At 66.3% G+C, this 18815-nt stretch carries 14 protein-coding genes; 2 read left to right on the forward strand and 12 right to left on the reverse strand.

Annotation, left to right across the window (positions count from 1 at the left end):
* Positions 1-13: 13 nt before the first annotated feature.
* On the forward strand, positions 14-691 hold the full coding sequence (gene cpaB / locus M1D40_RS13815; protein WP_341393433.1) for a Flp pilus assembly protein CpaB: 678 nt from the start codon (positions 14-16) through the stop codon (positions 689-691).
* Positions 692-702: 11 nt separating this feature from the next.
* Here the strand turns inward: cpaB and M1D40_RS13820 are convergent, their stop codons facing one another.
* The 12 genes from M1D40_RS13820 to groES form a co-directional block, all read right to left on the reverse strand.
* The gene (locus tag M1D40_RS13820) at positions 703-939 is read right to left on the reverse strand and encodes a hypothetical protein (protein ID WP_461169191.1); all 237 of its coding nucleotides are present in this window, start codon (positions 937-939) and stop codon (positions 703-705) included.
* Positions 936-4874, reverse strand: coding sequence for a DUF4011 domain-containing protein (locus M1D40_RS13825; protein WP_461169192.1), 3939 nt, complete (start codon positions 4872-4874; stop codon positions 936-938). The genes M1D40_RS13820 and M1D40_RS13825 overlap by 4 nt, the downstream gene beginning before the upstream one ends.
* Before the next feature lie 135 nt (positions 4875-5009).
* Positions 5010-6599 carry a glutamine-hydrolyzing GMP synthase gene (gene guaA, locus M1D40_RS13830; protein ID WP_341393430.1) on the reverse strand — a complete coding sequence of 530 codons (1590 nt, stop codon included), beginning with the start codon at positions 6597-6599 and terminating at the stop codon, positions 5010-5012.
* A gap of 71 nt (positions 6600-6670) precedes the next feature.
* On the reverse strand, positions 6671-7108 hold the full coding sequence (locus M1D40_RS13835) for a DUF3817 domain-containing protein (protein WP_341393738.1): 438 nt from the start codon (positions 7106-7108) through the stop codon (positions 6671-6673).
* Positions 7109-7194: 86 nt separating this feature from the next.
* Entirely contained in the window at positions 7195-8022 is an 828-nt protein-coding gene (locus M1D40_RS13840; RefSeq protein WP_461169193.1) for an SURF1 family protein, read from the reverse strand.
* 69 nt (positions 8023-8091) lie between these two features.
* Positions 8092-8532, reverse strand: a complete 441-nt coding sequence (locus M1D40_RS13845) for a PTS sugar transporter subunit IIA (protein WP_341393737.1) — start codon at positions 8530-8532, stop codon at positions 8092-8094.
* Between the two features lie 55 nt (positions 8533-8587).
* The gene (locus M1D40_RS13850; protein WP_461169194.1) at positions 8588-10312 is read right to left on the reverse strand and encodes a glycerol-3-phosphate dehydrogenase/oxidase; all 1725 of its coding nucleotides are present in this window, start codon (positions 10310-10312) and stop codon (positions 8588-8590) included.
* Positions 10313-10381: 69 nt separating this feature from the next.
* Positions 10382-11521, reverse strand: a complete 1140-nt coding sequence (locus M1D40_RS13855) for a GuaB3 family IMP dehydrogenase-related protein (RefSeq protein WP_341393427.1) — start codon at positions 11519-11521, stop codon at positions 10382-10384.
* A gap of 109 nt (positions 11522-11630) precedes the next feature.
* Positions 11631-13151, reverse strand: coding sequence for an IMP dehydrogenase (gene guaB / locus M1D40_RS13860; protein ID WP_341393426.1), 1521 nt, complete (start codon positions 13149-13151; stop codon positions 11631-11633).
* A 96-nt stretch (positions 13152-13247) separates the two neighbouring features.
* A complete protein-coding gene (locus tag M1D40_RS13865; protein ID WP_461169195.1) occupies positions 13248-15302 on the reverse strand; it encodes an acyltransferase family protein in 2055 nt (684 codons plus the stop codon).
* A gap of 166 nt (positions 15303-15468) precedes the next feature.
* A complete protein-coding gene (gene groL / locus M1D40_RS13870; protein WP_341393424.1) occupies positions 15469-17079 on the reverse strand; it encodes a chaperonin GroEL in 1611 nt (536 codons plus the stop codon).
* An 80-nt stretch (positions 17080-17159) separates the two neighbouring features.
* Complete coding sequence (gene groES, locus M1D40_RS13875; RefSeq protein WP_152219702.1) at positions 17160-17456, reverse strand: co-chaperone GroES; 297 nt, start codon at positions 17454-17456, stop codon at positions 17160-17162.
* 356 nt (positions 17457-17812) lie between these two features.
* Between groES and M1D40_RS13880 the strand changes: the two genes are divergently transcribed.
* On the forward strand, positions 17813-18763 hold the full coding sequence (locus M1D40_RS13880; protein WP_461169196.1) for a siderophore ABC transporter substrate-binding protein: 951 nt from the start codon (positions 17813-17815) through the stop codon (positions 18761-18763).
* Positions 18764-18815: the final 52 nt, after the last annotated feature.

Raw genomic sequence — 18815 nt, forward strand, 5'->3', positions numbered from 1 at the left:
CTAGCGTCGGACCGTGCTTCCTTTTTCAGCCCCGCATGCCGGCCCCGCCGCCGCTCTCTCCCTGCGGCTGCGGCGGTTTATCCTCCGCCGCCGGCGGCTAATCGCCGCCCTGTTGTGCTGCGCCGCCGCCGGAACAGCCGTCCAGGCGCTGCTGCCGCCGGACCCGGGAAAGGTCCTGCTGGTGGTTGCGGCAGCTGATCTCCCTGCCGGAGCACTGCTCACGAGCGGGGATCTGCGTACCGTCCCGCTGGCTGCCTCCGGCGTGCCGCCGGATTCCTTTTCGGATGCGGCCGAACTCGCCGGGCGGCGTCTGGCCACTCCCCTGCAGCAGGGCAGTCCGTTGATGCAGACGTCGCTGGTGGGCACCGGGCTGTTGACCGGAGCTCCGCCGGGCTCCGTTGCCGTTTCAGTCCGTCCCGCGGATCCTGCCCTGGTCCAGCTGATTTCGCCCGGCCAACTCGTGGACGTTGTTCTCGGGAGTTCCGAGAACGACGTTCAGGGAACAGGTGCCCCCGCCGTGCTCGCAGCCGACGCCCCGGTTCTGTGGACGGCGTCGGACGGCGCCGATTCCTGGCCCGGCTCCGGGGAAAGCGGTGCGGTTGTGGTGCTGGCAGCTGCTCCGGAGGAGGCGGCGGCGCTGGCTGCAGCCTCCGGGTCCGGCCGGATCCATCTGGTCCTCACCGGAGGCTGATGCCGCTTTTCTCAGTCCCAGTGCGGCGGGCGCTGTTCCAGCAGCCAGGAATCGCGGTCCTCAGGACCGTCACCCCAGACCCGCGGATCGTCGTCCGCGGCCCGCTCTTTCAGCACTGAGGGCTCCACCACCACGGAAGGCTCTGCCGCCGCTGAGCGCTCCCCCGCCGGCCCGGAGTCCGGTTTCTTGGCCGGATCCGGGGCCGTACTTCCGCTGCTGGCCCGCCGGTGCGGCTTCCGGGGGCTCACGGCCGCCGTGCCTCCGCACCGGGGGCCCCGGCGTCGGGAGCCTCCGTACCGGGAATCCGCGGATCCGTCTCTTTATCGCCGGAGACGGTTCCGCGTTCCCGGATGCGGCTGCTGCCGTGGGGAACCACGGGCTGGCTGCCGCGCCGCGCCATTGATCCCCGGACCGCCGCGGCGGAGCGGGCTGCCGTTTCCTCGCCGTCCTTAGGCGCCGGCAGATTCAGGTAACGTCCCACCAAATCGGCGCACGCGGACGGGTCGCTGAAGACTTCGATGGTCCACAGCGGCATGTACCGCCACCCCAGCCGTTCCAGAAGCTGCGGCCGCAGACGGCTGCGCTCCCGGACGCTCATGGTGCGGTACCGCTCGGTGCCGTCGGACTCGATGGCCATCGGCACAGTCGGATCGTTCTCGGCGCTGCTGCGGTCCACTGTGGCAACGATGTCGATCGCCCCCTGGTAGTGGTCCCAGACCTTCGCACCGCGGGCCCGCAGCCGGTTCACCAGGTCCGCCACCAGCGGGTCTTCGTCCATGATTCCGCCGGCAGTTCCGTCATGTCCTGCGGAACCGCCGAAGGTAATTCCCTCATCCATGCGCCGGACGGCACCGGAACCGGCGGCCGGGGACAGCTCGCGGCTGATCAGGTCGTAGAAGTCGAGGGCACCGTAGCCGAGCCTCGACTTGTCCAGGTCTTCCGGGCGGAAGCAGGTGAGGACATGAAGCTTGCTGCGTGCGCGGGTCATGGCGGTCAGGAACTTCCCCCGGCCGTCGGGGGCAGACAGGGAGCCGAAGGTGTGCAGTGCGCGCCCGTGCGGGGTGCGGCCGAAGCCGAGCGAGAAGATCACGCAGTCCCGGACCAGTCCGGCAGCGCGGTCCACGGGAACCACCCGGAAGGATTCCTTGCCCGGAGTGAAGAAGTCGGAGGCCCAGGGGAAGTTGGCCATCTGCACCCGAATGGCTTCAGCCACGCGCACGGCGTGCCGCGGGCTGGCCGTGACCACTGCGAGGGACTGGTGCGGCCGGCGGCGGATGTGCTCGAAGACCAGGTCGACTACCCGGTTGACCTCGGCGGCGACGCTTTCGACGCCCTCGTGGTCGGCACTGGGCATGCCCGTTCCGTCGGCAAGGTACTCCACAACCAGCGCCCGCTCGTCCGAGGACACATCGGTGCCGCGCGGCACCGTGGTGAGCCGGTCCTCGTAGAAGCTGCGGCTCAGCTGATGCAGCAGCTCGCGGTCGGTTCCGCGGTACACCGTGGACAGGGTCCGAGTCGGCAGGACCTGGGACAGGGCTTCGAAGGCGCTGACGAGGTCATGCTGCTCCCCCGCCGGCCGCACCGGCTCGACGCCGATGGTAAAGGGCCGGGGTCCGCCCAGCTGGCCGTCGCCGAAGGCAACAACCTGCGCGGCACGGGCCAGCGCCGGAACCGCGGACTGCAGGGAGGTGGACTCGGCGTCGAGCACAATGACGGTGTCGAAGCTGCGGTCACCGGGCAGGACCATGGGCAGAACCAGGGGGCTCGCAGCCCAGACCGGCAGCAGAGCGGAAACGAGTTCCTTCGGCTGGCTGCACAGTTCCTGCAGGTTCAGCGGTCCGTTCTTGATGGCGTCGCGCAGCGTCGCCGCGTCGGCGGCCGAAGCCTTGACTCCGCGCCGCCAGCGGTCTGCCAGGGCAAACCGCACCCGGGAACTGCCGGAGGCAATATGGGCGTTGTCGGCCAGCCGGTACTCGGCCTCCAGCCGGCGCAGGCTGTCGCCGTCACTCATCGCCAGGTAGTCGTCGCCGCTGATCATCGCTTCGAGGGCGGACTGCCACCAGGCCAGTTCCAGCTCGTAGCCCACCTGGCGGGGCTGGACTTCCCGGGCTTCCAAGTCATCCAGCAGCTCGCCCAGGCCCTGGCCGCGCATCTCGTCGAGGAGCAGGGTGCGCTCGGGCAGAGTCTCGAGGGTTTCCCGGTCTCCGGCCAGGGCATCGAGCTGTTTCTCCAGCTCATCCAGCGTCAGCTCGGCAAGGTTCGGCTTGGCCGGCGTGCCGTCGAGGATTGAGGTGAGGGTGTCCAGCTGTTCCTTGACCGTGATGTAGGACCGGTTGATGTCAGCCAGCCCCGTGGCCACCGAGGGGTGCCGCTGGGTGGTGGCGTAGCGTGCCCAGGTGGCGCGCTGCTGCTGAACCTCGACGAGCGAGGAGTGCAGATCCGAAATGTGCACGCCGGGCCGAATGTATTCCTTGGCCACCCGGCGGAGCCGGGAACGGGTCATGGAGCTCATATCCACGGCGCGCTCACGGCGCCAGGAGGAGGAAGCCGTGGCGGAAATCAGGTCGCTCACCGGGCGGTCGAAGATGTCCGGGGTGAACTTGTCGAGGCTCTCCCGCACGGCGACCAGCAGCTCCAGCTGCTCGCCCCACTGCGCAAAGGTCTCACCGAGGCGGATCTGGGAGTGCTCGGCAACGGCCTGGACCTTGGCCCGCAGCTCCGGCAGATCCCGGGCCAGGCTCTGGGTCAGTTCGTAGGCTTCTTCGGTTTCCTTGCGGTTGAGCAGTTTCGCGCCGAACCAGGGACTGGTGGTGGCGGCGCGGCTGAAACTGCCCAGTTCGGCTGCCCGGCGCAGCCGGCCGGTCAGCTCGGTGCGGTCGGTGATGCTGTCCAGGACGCTGCGCTTGAGCCGGACGGTGGTCGCCGGTGCGGGAGTCATGGAGGTCAGCTCGGCCAGGGACTGCATGGCCTGGTACGGCGAGCAGCCCCAGCGGCGGCGTACGTTGTGCAGCGACTTCACGTGGTCGCGCAGCTGGTGGCGGTTGGCCACGAGGACCTTGTGCAGGCTCTCGAGATCCGGGGCGGCTGCCTTCTCGTTCCGCACGATGGCGCGGACCAGCTGGTCCTTCAGCTGCTGTTCCGTGAGTCCGGCATTGAGCTGCAGCACGGCGGAGCCCAGGTGCAGGGCGTCCAGTTCGGAAACAAACTGGTTCAGGGTGCCGCGGCGCTCAGCTACCACCAGGACCGATTTGCCGGCGTGGACCAGTGCCGCGGCCGCATTGAGCGCGGTCTGCGTCTGCCCGGTGCCGGGCGGTGAAGAAACGACCAGGGACTGCCCGTCCAGGATCAGGTCCAGGACGTCCTGCTGCTCGCGGTCGGCGTCCAGCACCAGGAGCTCGTCGGCCGGCAGGCGGTCATCCAGCGAAGGAAGGCCCGGATCCTTGGCGGCGGGAGCAGCAGCGCTCTTGCCCCGGGCGGCGTCCATCAGGCCCCGAAGAATCGGATGGGCCGGGTCCAGCGCACTGTCTTCGGCAAGGTCGGACAGGTCGGCGAAGGTGGAGACAAGCAGCCGGTGTTCAATGTTGATGCCGCGGACGCCTTCAGTGACGGCCCGCAGTTTTTCCAGTACCGGGTGGGGATCAAAGCGTGCGGTCCCGTACGCCAGCCGGGCGAGGGACTCCACATCGATGTCCAGGCCCTGTTCATGCTGCAGGTGCCGGACGAAGGCGGGGTTCAGGGCGGCCTTGTCGGTCAGCTGAAGCTCGTAGTCGTCCTGTGAGGGATGCACGGTCAGCGACACCGGGGTCAGCAGGACCGGAGCGGTGAGCGATTCCGGGCGCACGGCGTCGTCGTCGGCGTAGCGCCAGGAGGCGGTCCCGGCAGCGAGGTAGCCGACGTCGATCCCGCGGTCGGTGCCCAGTTCATAGATCTTGGCGCGCAGGAGGCGCCCGGCCTTCATAGCTGCGCCGTACTGCTCCGAGTCACGCAGCAGCGTGGACAGCCGGGTCCGGCGTCCTGCGAGCAGCTGCGCGAGGCCGGAAGGATGCGCGTGGGTGAGGTCGATGCTGTTGGAGGCTGAAGGGGTGAAATGCAGCAGCGTGTCCGATCCGGCATGCTGTCCCAGTTGTCCCAGCCAGGGCAGCAGGAAGTCCGAGGCGTTGTCCCCGGGATTCTGCTCAGACACTGGTGCCCTCTTTTCTGCACTTCCGCGCGGCGTTCTTGACCAAATTGGCATACCTTCCAAACTATCGCTTCTTGCCCGGTTTGCCCGGCATAGCAACGCGGGGGACAGCCTGTTAGGCTGTCCCCCGCGATTAATCTACTCCCACTCGATGGTTCCCGGCGGCTTGGACGTGACGTCCAGGACCACTCGGTTGATTCCATCAACTTCGTTGGTGATGCGGTTGGAGATGCGTGCCAGCAGGTCATACGGCAGGCGCGACCAGTCAGCGGTCATTGCGTCCTCGCTGGAGACCGGGCGCAGCACAATCGGGTGCCCGTAGGTCCGCCCGTCACCCTGGACGCCGACACTGCGGACGTCGGCCAGCAGAACCACCGGCATCTGCCAGACGTCGTTGTCCAGGCCGGCTGCGGTGAGCTCGGCGCGGGCAATGGCGTCGGCGCGGCGCAGCAGGTCCAGGCGTTCCTGGTTGACTTCCCCGATGATGCGGATGCCCAGGCCGGGGCCGGGGAACGGCTGGCGTCCGACGATTTCCGCCGGCAGGCCAAGCTCGGCACCCACGGCACGGACTTCGTCCTTGAACAGGGCCCGCAGCGGCTCAACGAGCTCAAACTTCAGGTCCTCGGGAAGCCCGCCCACGTTGTGGTGGCTCTTGATGTTGGCTGCGCCTTCTCCGCCGCCGGACTCGACGACGTCCGGGTACAGGGTGCCCTGGACCAGGAAACGGATGGGTTCACCGGCGGCAGCCGCTTCGGCCATAATGGCGCGCTCGGCTTCTTCAAAGGCGCGGATGAACTCACGGCCAATGATCTTGCGCTTCGTTTCGGGATCGGTGACGCCGGCGAGGGCATCGAGGAAGCGCTTCTGCTCGTTGGCGACGTAGAGGTTGACGCCGGTGGAGGCCACGAAGTCGCGCTCCACCTGCTCTGCTTCGCCTTCACGCAGCAGTCCGTGGTCCACGAAGACGCAGGTCAGCTGGTCGCCGACGGCGCGCTGCACCAGGGCGGCTGCGACGGCGGAATCGACGCCGCCGGACAGCCCGCAAATGACGCGGGAGTTGCCCACCTGCTCGCGGATGCGCTCAACCTGTTCTTCCACGATGTTTCCGGTGGTCCAGCTGCGGTCCAGCCGCGCGCCCTTGAAGAGGAAGTTTTCCAGCACGGCCTGGCCGTGGGCGGAATGCTTGACCTCGGGGTGCCACTGAACGCCGTAGAGGCGCTTCTCTTCGTTGGCAATGGCGGCAACCGGAGCGCCGGCGGTGGTGGCCAGGACATCGAACCCGGGAGGGGCTTCCTGGACGCTGTCGCCGTGGCTCATCCAGGTGTTCTGGTGCTCGGGCGTGCCTTCGAGGATGGAGCGGGCGCCGCCCACCACGGTGGCGTCGGTGGAGCCGTACTCGCGCAGGCCGGTCTCGGCGACCTTGCCGCCGAGGGCGCTGGCCATCGCCTGGAAGCCGTAGCAAATGCCCAGGACCGGCACGCCGGCTTCAAACAGGCCTTCGCTGACGGCGGGCGCGCCTTCTGCGTAAACGCTGGAGGGGCCGCCGGAAAGAATGATGGCTGCCGGGTTCTTGGCCATGATCTGTTCGGTGGTCCAGGTGTGGGGAACCACTTCGGAATAAACATCTGCATCGCGCACCCGGCGGGCAATGAGCTGGGCGTATTGGGCGCCGAAGTCCACAACGAGGACAGGGCGCTCTTCAATGGGAGGGGTCGCGGAATTAGTCACGGTTCAAGGATAGTCGCCGGAACAACCGCGCCGCACATCGGTTCGCTGCATGAGCTGCCGCAGGCGATCCCTTAGTAGCGCTTTGCAGCTTCCGGATGGGCAGCCAGTTCCGCCAGGACCTGCTTGTGGGTGCGGCTTTCCACGATAAATGAGAGGAAGGGAACAACGCCGCCCAGGGCAATCAGGATGAACTTGGAGAAGGGCCAGCGCATCAGCTGCCACAGCCGGAAGTCAGCCAGCAGGTACACCACGTACAGCCAGCCGTGGGCGATGAGGACTCCGGTGAACAGGTTCAGCGGGCCAACGGTGATCTCTTCGATCTTCATGCCGTACTTCAGGATCATCTCGATGCACAGCAGCAGCAGGAACACACCGGTGACATAGGAGGACACCTTGTAGAACGTCAGGGCCGAGCGGATCTGGGCGTGGGTGCCGCCAAACCGGCGCTTCTTCCGGCGGGGCTTCTTCGTTGCCGCGGGTGCCGGGCCGTTCGCTGCTGAACCGTTCACCGCTGAATCGCTCACTGCCGGGTCGTTCACTGCCGGGTCGTTCACTGCTGGATCGTTCACTGCCGGGTCATTCACTGCCGGGTCATTCACTGCTGGACCTCACTGTTCGGGACCGGACGGCCGGACAGGCCGCCGTCGTCGTCATCGTCGTCGTCATCGTCGTCGTAGTACTCGTCGTCGTCGTCCTCAAGGGAACGGCGGTGGGCATCGGCGACCAGTCGCCACCACAGGAACACGGAGAACCCGGCGAAGACAACCCATTCGATGGCGTAGAAGATATTCATCCAGTTCACGGATGTTTCCTGCGGCTGGGCCTGCACGTCAACCACCTGCATGTTCCCGGCGTCGGCGGCTTCGCCGTTCACGGTGATCTCATCGGCGGTCACGAAGGCGGAATAGCCGGGGGTGTCCCAGACATTGATCAGCTCGGCACTGGCCAGGCTGGGCAGGATGCCGTCCTCTATGGGTTCCGGGATCGGCGCTTCCGGGGGCAGCAGGCGGCCCACGACGGAGGCTTCACCCTCGGGCGCGGGAACGGCATCGCCGGGCTCGGCCACCCACCCGCGGACCACGGGGATCACGGCGTCGTTGGGGGCTCCGTCAACGGTAAAGGCGGTGACGACCCAGTAGCCCTTGTCGCCGTCGTACAGCCGGTTGTCGATCAGCACGGTGTCGTCGGTGCGGAAGTATCCGGTCATCGACACCATCTGGTCGGCGGTTGTTCCGTAGAGTTCCACCCCGGGAGTGAAAATCTCGGTCAGCGGCCGCACCGTTTCGGTGCGGTCGGTCGACGGCGGAAGTTCGCTTTCCGCAGTGGAAAACTGCCACTGGCTCAGGAGAACAAAGACCGTGGAGATCGCAAGGGCAAGGAGCAGCGCGGCGATCCAGCGGAGTTGCAGGGCAGTTTTCAGCACGCCTTAACCGTACTTCGTACCCGTGTAGAAAACCCAATGCCTGCCTGTCCGGACGGGGCGGGGACGGAGTCAGTGGTCAAAGAAGACCAGCGAGGAATTAATCAGTTCGGCAATCACTTCTGCGTCGTTGGCGCGGCGGAGCGACTCCCGGAAGGCCGGCCGGAACAGCGAACGGGCCAGGGTGGCCAGGACCTCCAGGTGTTCCGAGAAGGCTCCGGCCGGCGTGGCAATGAGCAGGATCACTGTCGCCGGTCCGTCGGATGCTCCGAAGTCGATGCTGTATCCGTAGCGCGTAATGCCCACCGCGATCGAGGTTTGCGCAACGTACTCGCTGCGGGCATGGGGCATCCCGATTCCACCGGGCAGGCCGGTGGCCATCTGGTGTTCCCGGGCGTTGACCTGTTCCAGGAACGCTTCGAGGTTGCTGATCCGCCCGTGCCGGTACATCCGCTCCGCGAGCTGCGCGGCGGCGTCGCTGCGGTCGGCGGCTTCCATCTCGAGAATGACCATGCCGGGCTCCGTCAGCACGGCGCCCTTCTCGTTCAGGGAGAGTTCAGGTGCCACCTCAGGCGAGGGGCGCAATGTCGTGCGCCTTCAGCCGTGCGGCGTCCGCCGATACGTCGTCCGGCTGCTCCTGGCTGAGCCGTTCGGCCTCCACACGCGCCAGATAATGGGCTACTTCCTTTTCCACCCGGTCCAGGTCCCAGTTCAGGATCGGTGCCATCAGCTCGGCAGTCACGGGTGCGGCGGATACGCCGCGGTCCCAGGATTCGATGGAGATGCGGGTGCGCCGGGCCAGCACGTCCTCCACGTGGCGGGCGCCTTCCGCGGTGGTTGCGTAAACCACTTCCGCCTTCAGATAGTCGTCCGCTCCGGGCAGGGCCTCCCCCAGCTCCGGATCCCGGCGGATCAGCTCCAGCACTTCGGTGGCCAGTGAACCGTAGCGGTTCAGCAGGTGCTCCACCCGGGCAACGTGCACGCCGTACTCCTCGGCGGTGCGGTGCCTGCGGTTCCAGTCCGCCTTGTAACCCACCGCGCCCAGCAGCGGGATGGTGGAGGTGCAGCTTTCCGGCACCTTCTCGTCCAGGGCCCGGGCAGCCTCGTCCACGGCGTCCTTCGCCATCACGCGGTACGTGGTCCATTTGCCGCCGGCAACCACTACCAGTCCCGGCACCGGGTGGGCCACCACATGTTCGCGGGACAGCTTGGCCGTGGAGTCGTTTTCGCCGGCCAGCAGCGGACGCAGCCCGGCGTACACGCCTTCGACATCCTCGCGGGTCAGCGGGGTCTTGAGCACCTTGTTCACGTGGTCCAGGATGTAGTCGATGTCCGCCGACGTGGCGGCCGGATGTGCCTTGTCCAGGTTCCAGTCCGTGTCGGTGGTGCCGACGATCCAGTGCCGGCCCCAGGGAATGACGAACAGAACCGACTTTTCGGTGCGCAGGATCATGCCCACGGTGGACTGGATCCGGTCCCGGGGCACCACCAGGTGCACGCCCTTGGAGGCACGGACCTTCAACTGGCCGCGGTCGGTGACCATAGCCTGGGTCTCATCGGTCCAGACGCCGGTGGCGTTGACCACCTGGCGGGCAAAGACATCGAATTCCCGGCCGGATTCGGAATCCTTGACCCGGGCGCCAACCACGCGTTCGCCTTCGCGGAGGAAGTCCACCACCGCAACGCGGTTGGCAACGGCCGCACCGTAATGGGCGGCGGTGCGGGCCATGGTGGCCACGTACCGGGCGTCGTCCACCTGCGCGTCGTAATAGCGGATGGAGCCGATCATGGCGTCATCCTTGAGGCTGGGGGCTGCCCGCAGCGTCGCCTTCCGGCTGAGGTGCTTGTGCATGGGCACGCCGCGGGAGTTTCCGGAGGTCAGGCCCATGGTGTCGTAGAGCAGGATCCCGGCGCCCACGTAGGGGCGCTCGTAGAAGCGGTGCGTCAGCGGGTACAGGAACGGAACCGGCTTCACCAGGTGCGGGGCAATCCGCTGGATCAGCAGGCCGCGTTCCTTGAGGGCTTCGGCAACCAGTGCGAAGTCCAGCATTTCCAAGTAGCGCAGGCCGCCGTGGATCAGCTTGGAGGAACGGGAGGACGTGCCGGAGGCCCAGTCGCGGGCCTCCACCATGCCCACTTTCAACCCGCGGGTCACGGCATCCAGAGCAGCACCGGCACCCACTACCCCGCCGCCAACGATCAGGATGTCCAGTTCTTCGCCGGGTTCGGCCGTGGCCCGCAGGGCGGCCAGGGCTTCTTCACGGTACTGGGGACTGAGTGCGTCTTTGCTCATCGTCGACATTCCTCTCTGGATCCTGCCGGTGCTGCATTTCCTGCAGCCGCTCCCTGTAACTCTAAGTAACTACATGGAGGATAGGTAGGGCGATACCAGGACCTCAATGCGCTGGAATGCCTTCACATCCGAATAACCCGTAGTGGCCATGGCGCGGCGCAGGGCACCCATGAGGTTGGAGGTCCCGTTGGTGTGGTGCGAGGGGCCCCAGAGGACCTCCTGCAGCGGACCCACGGTGTCCAGCCGAACCCTGTCCCCGCGCGGCAGTTCGCTGTGGTGGGCTTCCTGGCCCCAGTGCCAGCCCTGGCCCGGGGCTTCCTCGGCGCGGGCGAGCGCGGAGCCGAGCATCACGGCGTCGGCTCCCATGGCAATGGCCTTGACGATGTCCCCGCTGGTGCCCATGCCGCCGTCGGCAATGACGTGCACGTAGCGGCCGCCCGATTCATCCATGTAGTCCCGGCGCGCTTCGGCAATGTCGGCGATGGCGGTGGCCATCGGTGCGTGGATGCCCAGTGCGCGGCGGGTGGTGGTGGTCGCTCCGCCGCCGAAACCAACCAGCACGCCGGCGGCGCCGGTGCGCATCAGGTGCAGCGCCGGGGTGTAGCCGGCTGCTCCGCCGACAATCACGGGCACGTCCAGTTCATAGATGAACTGCTTCAGGTTCAGCGGCTCGACCGTCTTGGAGACGTGCTCGGCCGAAACGGTGGTGCCGCGGATAACGAAGATGTCCACGCCGGCGGCCAGAACGGTCTTGTAGAACTCCTGGGTGCGCTGCGGGGTGAGGGAACCGGCCACGGTGACACCGGCTTCGCGGACCTCGGCCAGGCGGGAGGTGATGAGTTCGGCCTGAATCGGGGCCTCGTAGATTTCCTGCAGCCGGCGGGTGGCCGCAGGATTGAAGTTGTCTTCGCTCAGGACGGCAATTTCGTCCAGCAGCGGCTGCGGATCCTCGTAGCGGGTCCAGAGCCCCTCCAGGTTCAGCACGCCCAGGCCGCCCAGCCGGCCCATCGCGATGGCGGTGGCGGGAGACATGACCGAGTCCATCGGTGCGCCCATCACCGGCATTTCGAACTGGTAGGCATCTATCTGCCAGTTGATTGAAACGTCCTGCGGGTCCCGGGTACGCCGGGACGGCACAATCGCCACATCATCGAGGGAGTAGGCTCGGCGCCCACGCTTGCCACGGCCAATTTCAATCTCGTTACTCACACCCCTAGGTTATCCCAGCCACGCCCCGGTGCTTAAAGCGGCAGCGGCCGCCTCCCCTTCGGGCGGCGGCCGCTGCGCAGCGCGGTCTTGCGGGTCCGGTGCCGGAACCTTAGCGGCGGGTGCCGTAGTTCGGTGCTTCCGCCGTCATCATGATGTCGTGCGGGTGGGATTCCTTCAGCCCGGCCGGAGTAATCCGGACAAACTTGCCCTTGGCTTTCAGCTCGGGGATGGTGCGGGCTCCGGTGTAGAACATGGTCTGCCGCAGGCCGCCCACCAGCTGGTGCGCGACGGCGGACAGCGGGCCGCGGTACGGCACCTGGCCTTCGATGCCCTCGGGGATCAGTTTCTCGTCCGAGGGAACGTCGGCCTGGAAGTAGCGGTCCTTGGAGTAGGACGTGTTCTTGCCGCGGCTCTGCATGGCGCCCAGGGAGCCCATGCCCCGGTAGGACTTGAACTGCTTGCCGTTGACGAAGACCAGGTCCCCGGGGCTTTCGGCGGAACCGGCCAGGAGGCTGCCGAGCATCACGGTGTCGGCGCCGGCCACGATGGCCTTGCCGATATCGCCCGAGTACTGCAGTCCGCCGTCCGCGATCAGCGGGACGCCGGCCGGAATCGCAGCCTTGGAGGCCTCGTAAATAGCGGTAACCTGCGGAACGCCCACACCAGCCACTACGCGGGTGGTGCAGATGGAGCCGGGGCCCACGCCCACCTTGATGGCGTCGGCACCGGCGTCGATCAGTGCCTGCGCTCCCTCACGGGTTGCCGCCTGGCCGCCGATGATGTCCACGTGCGCGACGGCGGGGTCCTTCTTCAGGCGCGAGATCATGTCCAGCACTCCGGCGCTGTGGCCGTTGGCGGTGTCGACAACCAGAATGTCCACGCCGGCTTCGACAAGGGTCATGGCGCGCTCGTAGCCGTCGCCGAAGAAGCCGATGGCCGCACCGACGCGCAGCCGGCCCTCATCGTCCTTGGTGGCCAGCGGGTACTGCTCGGCCTTGTCGAAATCCTTGACCGTAATCAGGCCCTGCAGGCGGCCGTCAGCGTCAACCAGGGGAAGCTTTTCAATGCGGTGCTTGCCCAGGAGCTCCATGGTTTCCTCGGCGCTGATGCCCACGCGGCCGGTGATCAGCGGCATGCGGGTCATCACCTCGTTGACCAGCCGGCGGGGGTAGTCCGCACGCGGGATGAAGCGCGTGTCGCGGTTGGTGACGATGCCCAGCAGCTTGTTGTCCGCGTCGACGACCGGCAGGCCGGAGACACGGAAGTGGGCGCAGAGGTCGTCCAGTTCCTGGAGGGTGGCGTCCGGGGAGATAGTCACCGGGTTGGTGATCATGCCGGATTCGCTGCGCTTGACGCGGTCCACGTGCTCGGCCTGGTCGGGGATGGACAGGTTGCGGTGAATGACGCCAAGACCGCCCTGGCGGGCCATGGCGATGGCCATGCGGGATTCGGTGACCGTGTCCATGGCCGCGGAAAGCAGCGGGGTGTGCACGGTGATCCGCTTGGACAGGCGGGAAGACGTATCTGCCTCGGACGGGATGACGTCCGTCGGGCCGGGCAGCAGCAGGACGTCGTCGTAGGTCAGGCCGATGAAGCCGAACGGATCATGCTCTGGGGACTGCTGGCTCAAAACTACGCCTCTTTCGCGGGGGACCGGAGGGATGGAGGAGAACCGGGAAAGGACCGGTTGGCTTCCTTACATCCTAAAACGAAAGCCACCGCGTCCCTATTCCAAAAGCTGGCGCGTGGTATCGGTCACAGCGGTTCCCTCCCAACCCAGGGACAGCAGGATCCGCCGGGCAAGTTCGGGCGCGGTGGTCTCCAGGTACGTCCGCCCCAAGTGGTCATAGTCCATGTAGACAAACATGTTGCCGATAATCCCGGGGCACTCATCCGCAGTGCAGAGCTGGTCCGTCATGTCGACGGCATGGACTCCGGGCAGGCCGTCCAGTTCCGTCAGCGGTGACACGGGGGCCAGCAGCTGGCTGCGCGGCAGCGTGCACGCCTGCGTGGAGAGGTCATTGGCAGCCAGGCACTTCACCATGTCGAAGTCGAAACGGGGATTGTCGCGCATGGCCAGCACATGGGTTCCGGCAGCAGCGAAACCGGCGATGCCCGCTTCGTATCCGTCGGCGAGGACCTCGTCCGGGGAACTGGGCGCCGTCACTGAGGCGACGGTGAAGACGGCGTCAGGCCCGGTTTCCAGCACGTAGTTCCGGGACGCGGCGTTGAAGGCATTGCACTCGGGGGTGCGGCTTTCGGACTCGGCGCCGTAGCGGCAGCCCGGCTTCAGCAGTGCGATCAGGTGCCAGTTGTTGGCCCTGGCCACGGGGCCGAGGGCGGAAAGCCACTGCTGGGCGTGCGAGTCCCCCAGCACGACGACGGTCCGGGCCGCCCCCTCCCCCGTTCCGACGCGAAGGCAGCCGTCCAGCAGCGGATCCGCGGGCATGTACGTTTCTTCGCAGGCTCCGTCGGTGCGTGCCCATTCAGCACCCATCCCCGTGGAGGAAGGCTTGACCGCGGCCTCCCGGGAGCCGGCGAATTCGAAGCCCGGGCCCAGCGCCAGGGCACCGGGGTTGTCCACAACCGACTGCCGGTTGGCTGCCTGTTCCTGGCTGCGGACCGAGGCCTGCCAGCCGGTCAGCGGCGCCGCCACCAGCGCCAGGCTGGCGGCAACGACGACGGCGGTACGCCAGAGCCGGTTGTGGGGCCGGGCCCAGGCGGCCAAAGGTGTTTCCACCAGCCGGGTGGTCAACACCGCCAGGGCACATGACGCGGCAATGACCGCAGCCCCGTCCAGCAGCCCGGCGTTTTCCTTATCGGCGGCCACCAGCCAGAACACGAGGACCGGCCAGTGCCAGAGGTACAGCGCGTAGGAGGTGTTCCCCATGGCGACCAGCGGTTTGGCGGACAGGAAGCGGTCGGCTCCGGCGGCGCTGCCGGTGTCGCCGGCGATGATGATCAGGGCTGCAGCCAGGGTGGGCCACAGCGCCATGTACCCGGGGAACTGCTGTTGGACCTGCAGCACCAGGCCGCAGCTGAGCATCGCTGCCACACCGGCCCAGCCCATGACGATGCGCGGCACCCGGCCGAAGCGCAGGTACGGCAGAACCAGGGCAAGCAGTGAGCCCAGCGCGAATTCCCAGAGCCTGGTCCGGGTGTCGAAGTAGGCGTAGCCCTGGTTGGCGGCCGTCTGCCAGATGGAAAAAGCCAGCGAGCAGGCAAAGACAGTTCCGAAGACGCCCATCAGGACGTGCCGGTAGCGCAGCCCCAGCCGGCGGTCGGCGACTGCCGCTCCGGCGAAGATCAGCGGCCACAGGAGGAAAACCTGTCCCTGGACGGAAAGGGACCAGAAGTGCTGGAGGGCGCTGGCCGAGCTGTTGTCCCGTGCGTAGTAGTCCACGGAGCTGTTGGCCAGGGTCCAGTTCTGGACGTAAAAGAGCGATGACCAGGCCTGTGTGAAGACCGCGTTCCACTTGGGCAGGAGCCAGGCGGAGGCGGCGAGCACTGCGGCCAGCACGACGGCGGCCGCGGGCAGCAGTCCCTTGAACCGGCGCAGCCAGTAGCGGCCCAATTCCAGCGGCCGGCCGGACTCGACCGTGCGGACAAAAGAGCCGGTGAGGAGGAACGCCGAGATCAGGAGGAAAATGTCCACTCCCCCGGACACCCGGCCCAGCCACACGTGGTAAACCACCACGAGCACCACGGCCAGCGCGCGCAGGCCCTGCACTTCGGGCCGGTAGCGCCGGTCCTGTGCGGCCGGTGCCGCGTCTAGACTCACGATAAAAAACTTCCTCTGATCCGAAACAACCGGTGAAGTTTACCGTCCGGACCACCGCGTTCCCTGACCGTTTTGGGCGTAGTCCGGCTCTGCGCCCGGGCCGGAACAGACAAAAGCCCCGGTACGGCCGCGGAAATCCGCTGCTGTACCGGGGCTTTTACGGTGCCTAGTGCTGGTGACCGTGATCTTCGTCGTCGTCGGCCGGCTTCTCGACCACAAGAGCTTCTGTGGTGAGGACCAGCGCGGCGATGGACGCAGCGTTGCGCAGTGCTGAGCGCGTGACCTTGACGGGATCGATGATGCCCGCTTCGATCAGGTTTTCGTACTCGCCGGTTACGGCGTTGAAGCCGTTGTTGACCTCGAGGTCGGTGACCTTGGCGACAACAACCATGCCTTCGGCGCCGGCGTTCTCGGCGATCCAGCGAAGCGGCTGCGCCAGGGCTCGGCGGACCAGGCCCACGGCGGTGGCGGCGTCGCCTTCGAGCTTGGCAACCTCCGGGTCCGTGTCCAGGGCCTTGGCAGCGTGGACCAGTGCGGAACCGCCGCCGGCCACAATGCCCTCTTCCAGGGCTGCACGCGTCGAGGACACGGCGTCTTCGATGCGGTGCTTCTTTTCCTTCAGCTCCACCTCGGTGGCTGCGCCAACCTTGATGACGCCAATGCCGCCGGAAAGCTTGGCCAGGCGTTCCTGCAGCTTCTCGCGGTCCCAGTCGGAATCCGTGCGCTCAATCTCCGCGCGGATCTGGGCAACACGGTCTGCGACGTCGGCTTCGGAGCCCGACCCGTCAACAATGGTGGTGCTGTCCTTCGTCACGGTGATGCGGCGGGCGGAACCCAGCACCTCCAGTCCAACCTGGTCCAGCTTCAGGCCCAGGTCAGGCGAGACAACCTGCGCACCCGTGAGGGTGGCGATGTCCTGCATCATGGCCTTGCGGCGGTCGCCGAAGCCCGGAGCCTTGACGGCTACGACGTTCAGGGTGCCGCGGATCTTGTTGACCACCAGCGTGGACAGGGCTTCGCCCTCAATGTCCTCGGCGATGATGAACAGCGGCTTGGAGGCCTGCAGCGCCTTTTCCAGCAGCGGCAGGAACTCGGCAACCGAGGAAATCTTGCCGGAGTTGATCAGGATGAGCGCGTCTTCGAGGACGGCTTCCTGGCGCTCCGGATCAGTCACAAAGTACGGGGACAGGTAGCCCTTGTCGAACTGCATGCCTTCGGTGATGACCAGCTCGGTCTGCGTCGAGGAGGATTCCTCGATGGTGATGACGCCGTCCTTGCCGACGGTGTCAAAGGCCTTGGCCAGCAGTTCGCCGATCTCCATGCTCTGGGCGGAGATGGCAGCGACGTGCGCAACCTGGTTGCCTTCAACTTCCTTGGCGTTTTCCAGCAGCCGTGCGGCCACTGCCTCGACTGCGATCTCCATGCCGCGCTTGAGCTGGCCCGGAGCTGCGCCGGCAGCAACGTTGCGCAGGCCTTCCTTGACCAGTGCCTGCGCGAGGACTGTTGCGGTGGTGGTGCCGTCACCGGCAACATCGTTGGTCTTTGTGGCTACTTCCTTGGCCAGCTGTGCGCCAAGGTTCTCGTACGGGTCATCCAGCTCCACCTCGCGGGCGATGGTGACGCCGTCGTTGGTGATGGTGGGAGCGCCCCAGGTCTTGGCGAGCACTACGTTGCGGCCGCGCGGGCCGAGGGTCACCTTAACGGTGTTGGCCAGCTTGTCGACGCCGGCTTCCAGCGAGCGGCGGGCGGAGTCGTTGAACTCCAATTGCTTTGCCATGTGTGTGTCCTTTCCGACAGCTACATCTGCACCTGCATCAGAAAACCCCGGCCAGATTGGCCGGGGTTTTCCTTTTTCAACTACTTAACGACGATGGCCAGTACGTCGCGGGCGGACAGCACCAGGTATTCCTGGCCGCCGTGCTTGACTTCGGTTCCGCCGTACTTCGAGTAGATGACAACGTCACCCTCGGAAACGTCAACGGGAACGCGGTTGCCGTTGTCATCAACGCGGCCGGGGCCTACTGCGACAACTTCACCCTCCTGGGGCTTTTCCTTGGCGGTGTCCGGGATAACGAGGCCGGAAGCAGTGGTCTGCTCGGCTTCGAGGGGGCGGACAACAATACGATCCTCAAGGGGCTTAATCGAGACCGACACTCGGGCTCTCCTTTGCGTAGTTACTAACGGATGTGGACCGTCGGTGGGCGCTGGCCGTCGTCGCGGTGCCGGTTGGCGCTTCCCTCAGGAATTAGCACCCTCACTGGGAGAGTGCTAGCTCCGACTTTATGCAACGGTTAGCACTCGGTCAAGGCGAGTGCCAATACTGGCGTGCCGGGGGCCTCCGCCCGGAGCTTCATCTCGCGTCATCCGGTCCTTCAACTTGCCTTAGCCTTACCTAACCGATAGTTTTCAGGTGCGTTCTATTAGCAAACATTTCTGTGACCTATTGGTTTTTCTGCGTCCGCTTCAGGAGTATCCCGCCGGACCGGACCCAAGCAACTGGAGCTCCCCAAGTGAAAAGTATCGTGAAGTCCCGCCTTGTCGCCGGCACCGCCCTGGCTTCCCTCCTCGCGCTGAGCGCCTGCGGAGCGGAGACTGCCGCCACTGCGGATTCAGCCCCCGAACAGACCAACATCACGGTGGAGCATGCCCAGGGCAGCACCGAGGTCCCGGTTAACCCTGAAACCGTGTACACCTTCGACCTTGGCGCCCTCGACACCATGGACGCACTCGACATCGACGTCGACGGCGTACCTGCTGCCAATTTCCCCGAAAGCCTCTCCAAGTACGCCGGCGATGACTACGCCAAGATCGGCTCCATGAAGGAACCGGACTTCGAAGCCATCAGCGAGGGCGCCCCCGACCTGATCATCATCTCCGGCCGCGTAGCCGCCTCCTACGAGGAACTGAGCAAGATCGCCCCCACCATCGACCTGAGCGTTGACGCGGCCGATTCCATGGCGTCCTTCAAGGAAGTGACCGGCACCCTGGGCCGCATCTTCGACAAGGAAGACGCAGCCGACGAGAAGCTCGCCGCCATCGACAAGCGCATCGAAGAGACCAAGACCGCTGCCGCGGATGCCGGCACCGGGCTGATTGTCATGACGAGCGGCGGAGAAATGACCGCCTACGGCGCCGGCTCCCGCTTCGGCATCATCCACGACGTCCTCGGCGTCTCCCCGGTTGCGGAGATCAAAGCCGACGGCAAGCACGGCGAATCCATCACCGCCGAGTACATCGCGGACAAAAACCCCGACAACCTTTTCGTGATCGACCGCGACACCGCGGTTGGCGAGAGCGGCGAGGCAGCACTGGCCGTCATGGACAACGAGCTGGTCAACGGCACCAACGCCGCCAAGAATGACCGCATCACCGCCCTGGACGCTTCCAGCTGGTACCTCGTGGGCTACGGCCTGAGCAACGTGGACAGCATGGTGACCGAAGTCCAGAACGGCATTTCCTAACAACCCCTCGACGCCTTGGGTTCCGGCATCACCGCCGGAACCCAAGGCAAGA

It is taken from the genome of Arthrobacter sp. Z1-15, from assembly GCF_054792395.1.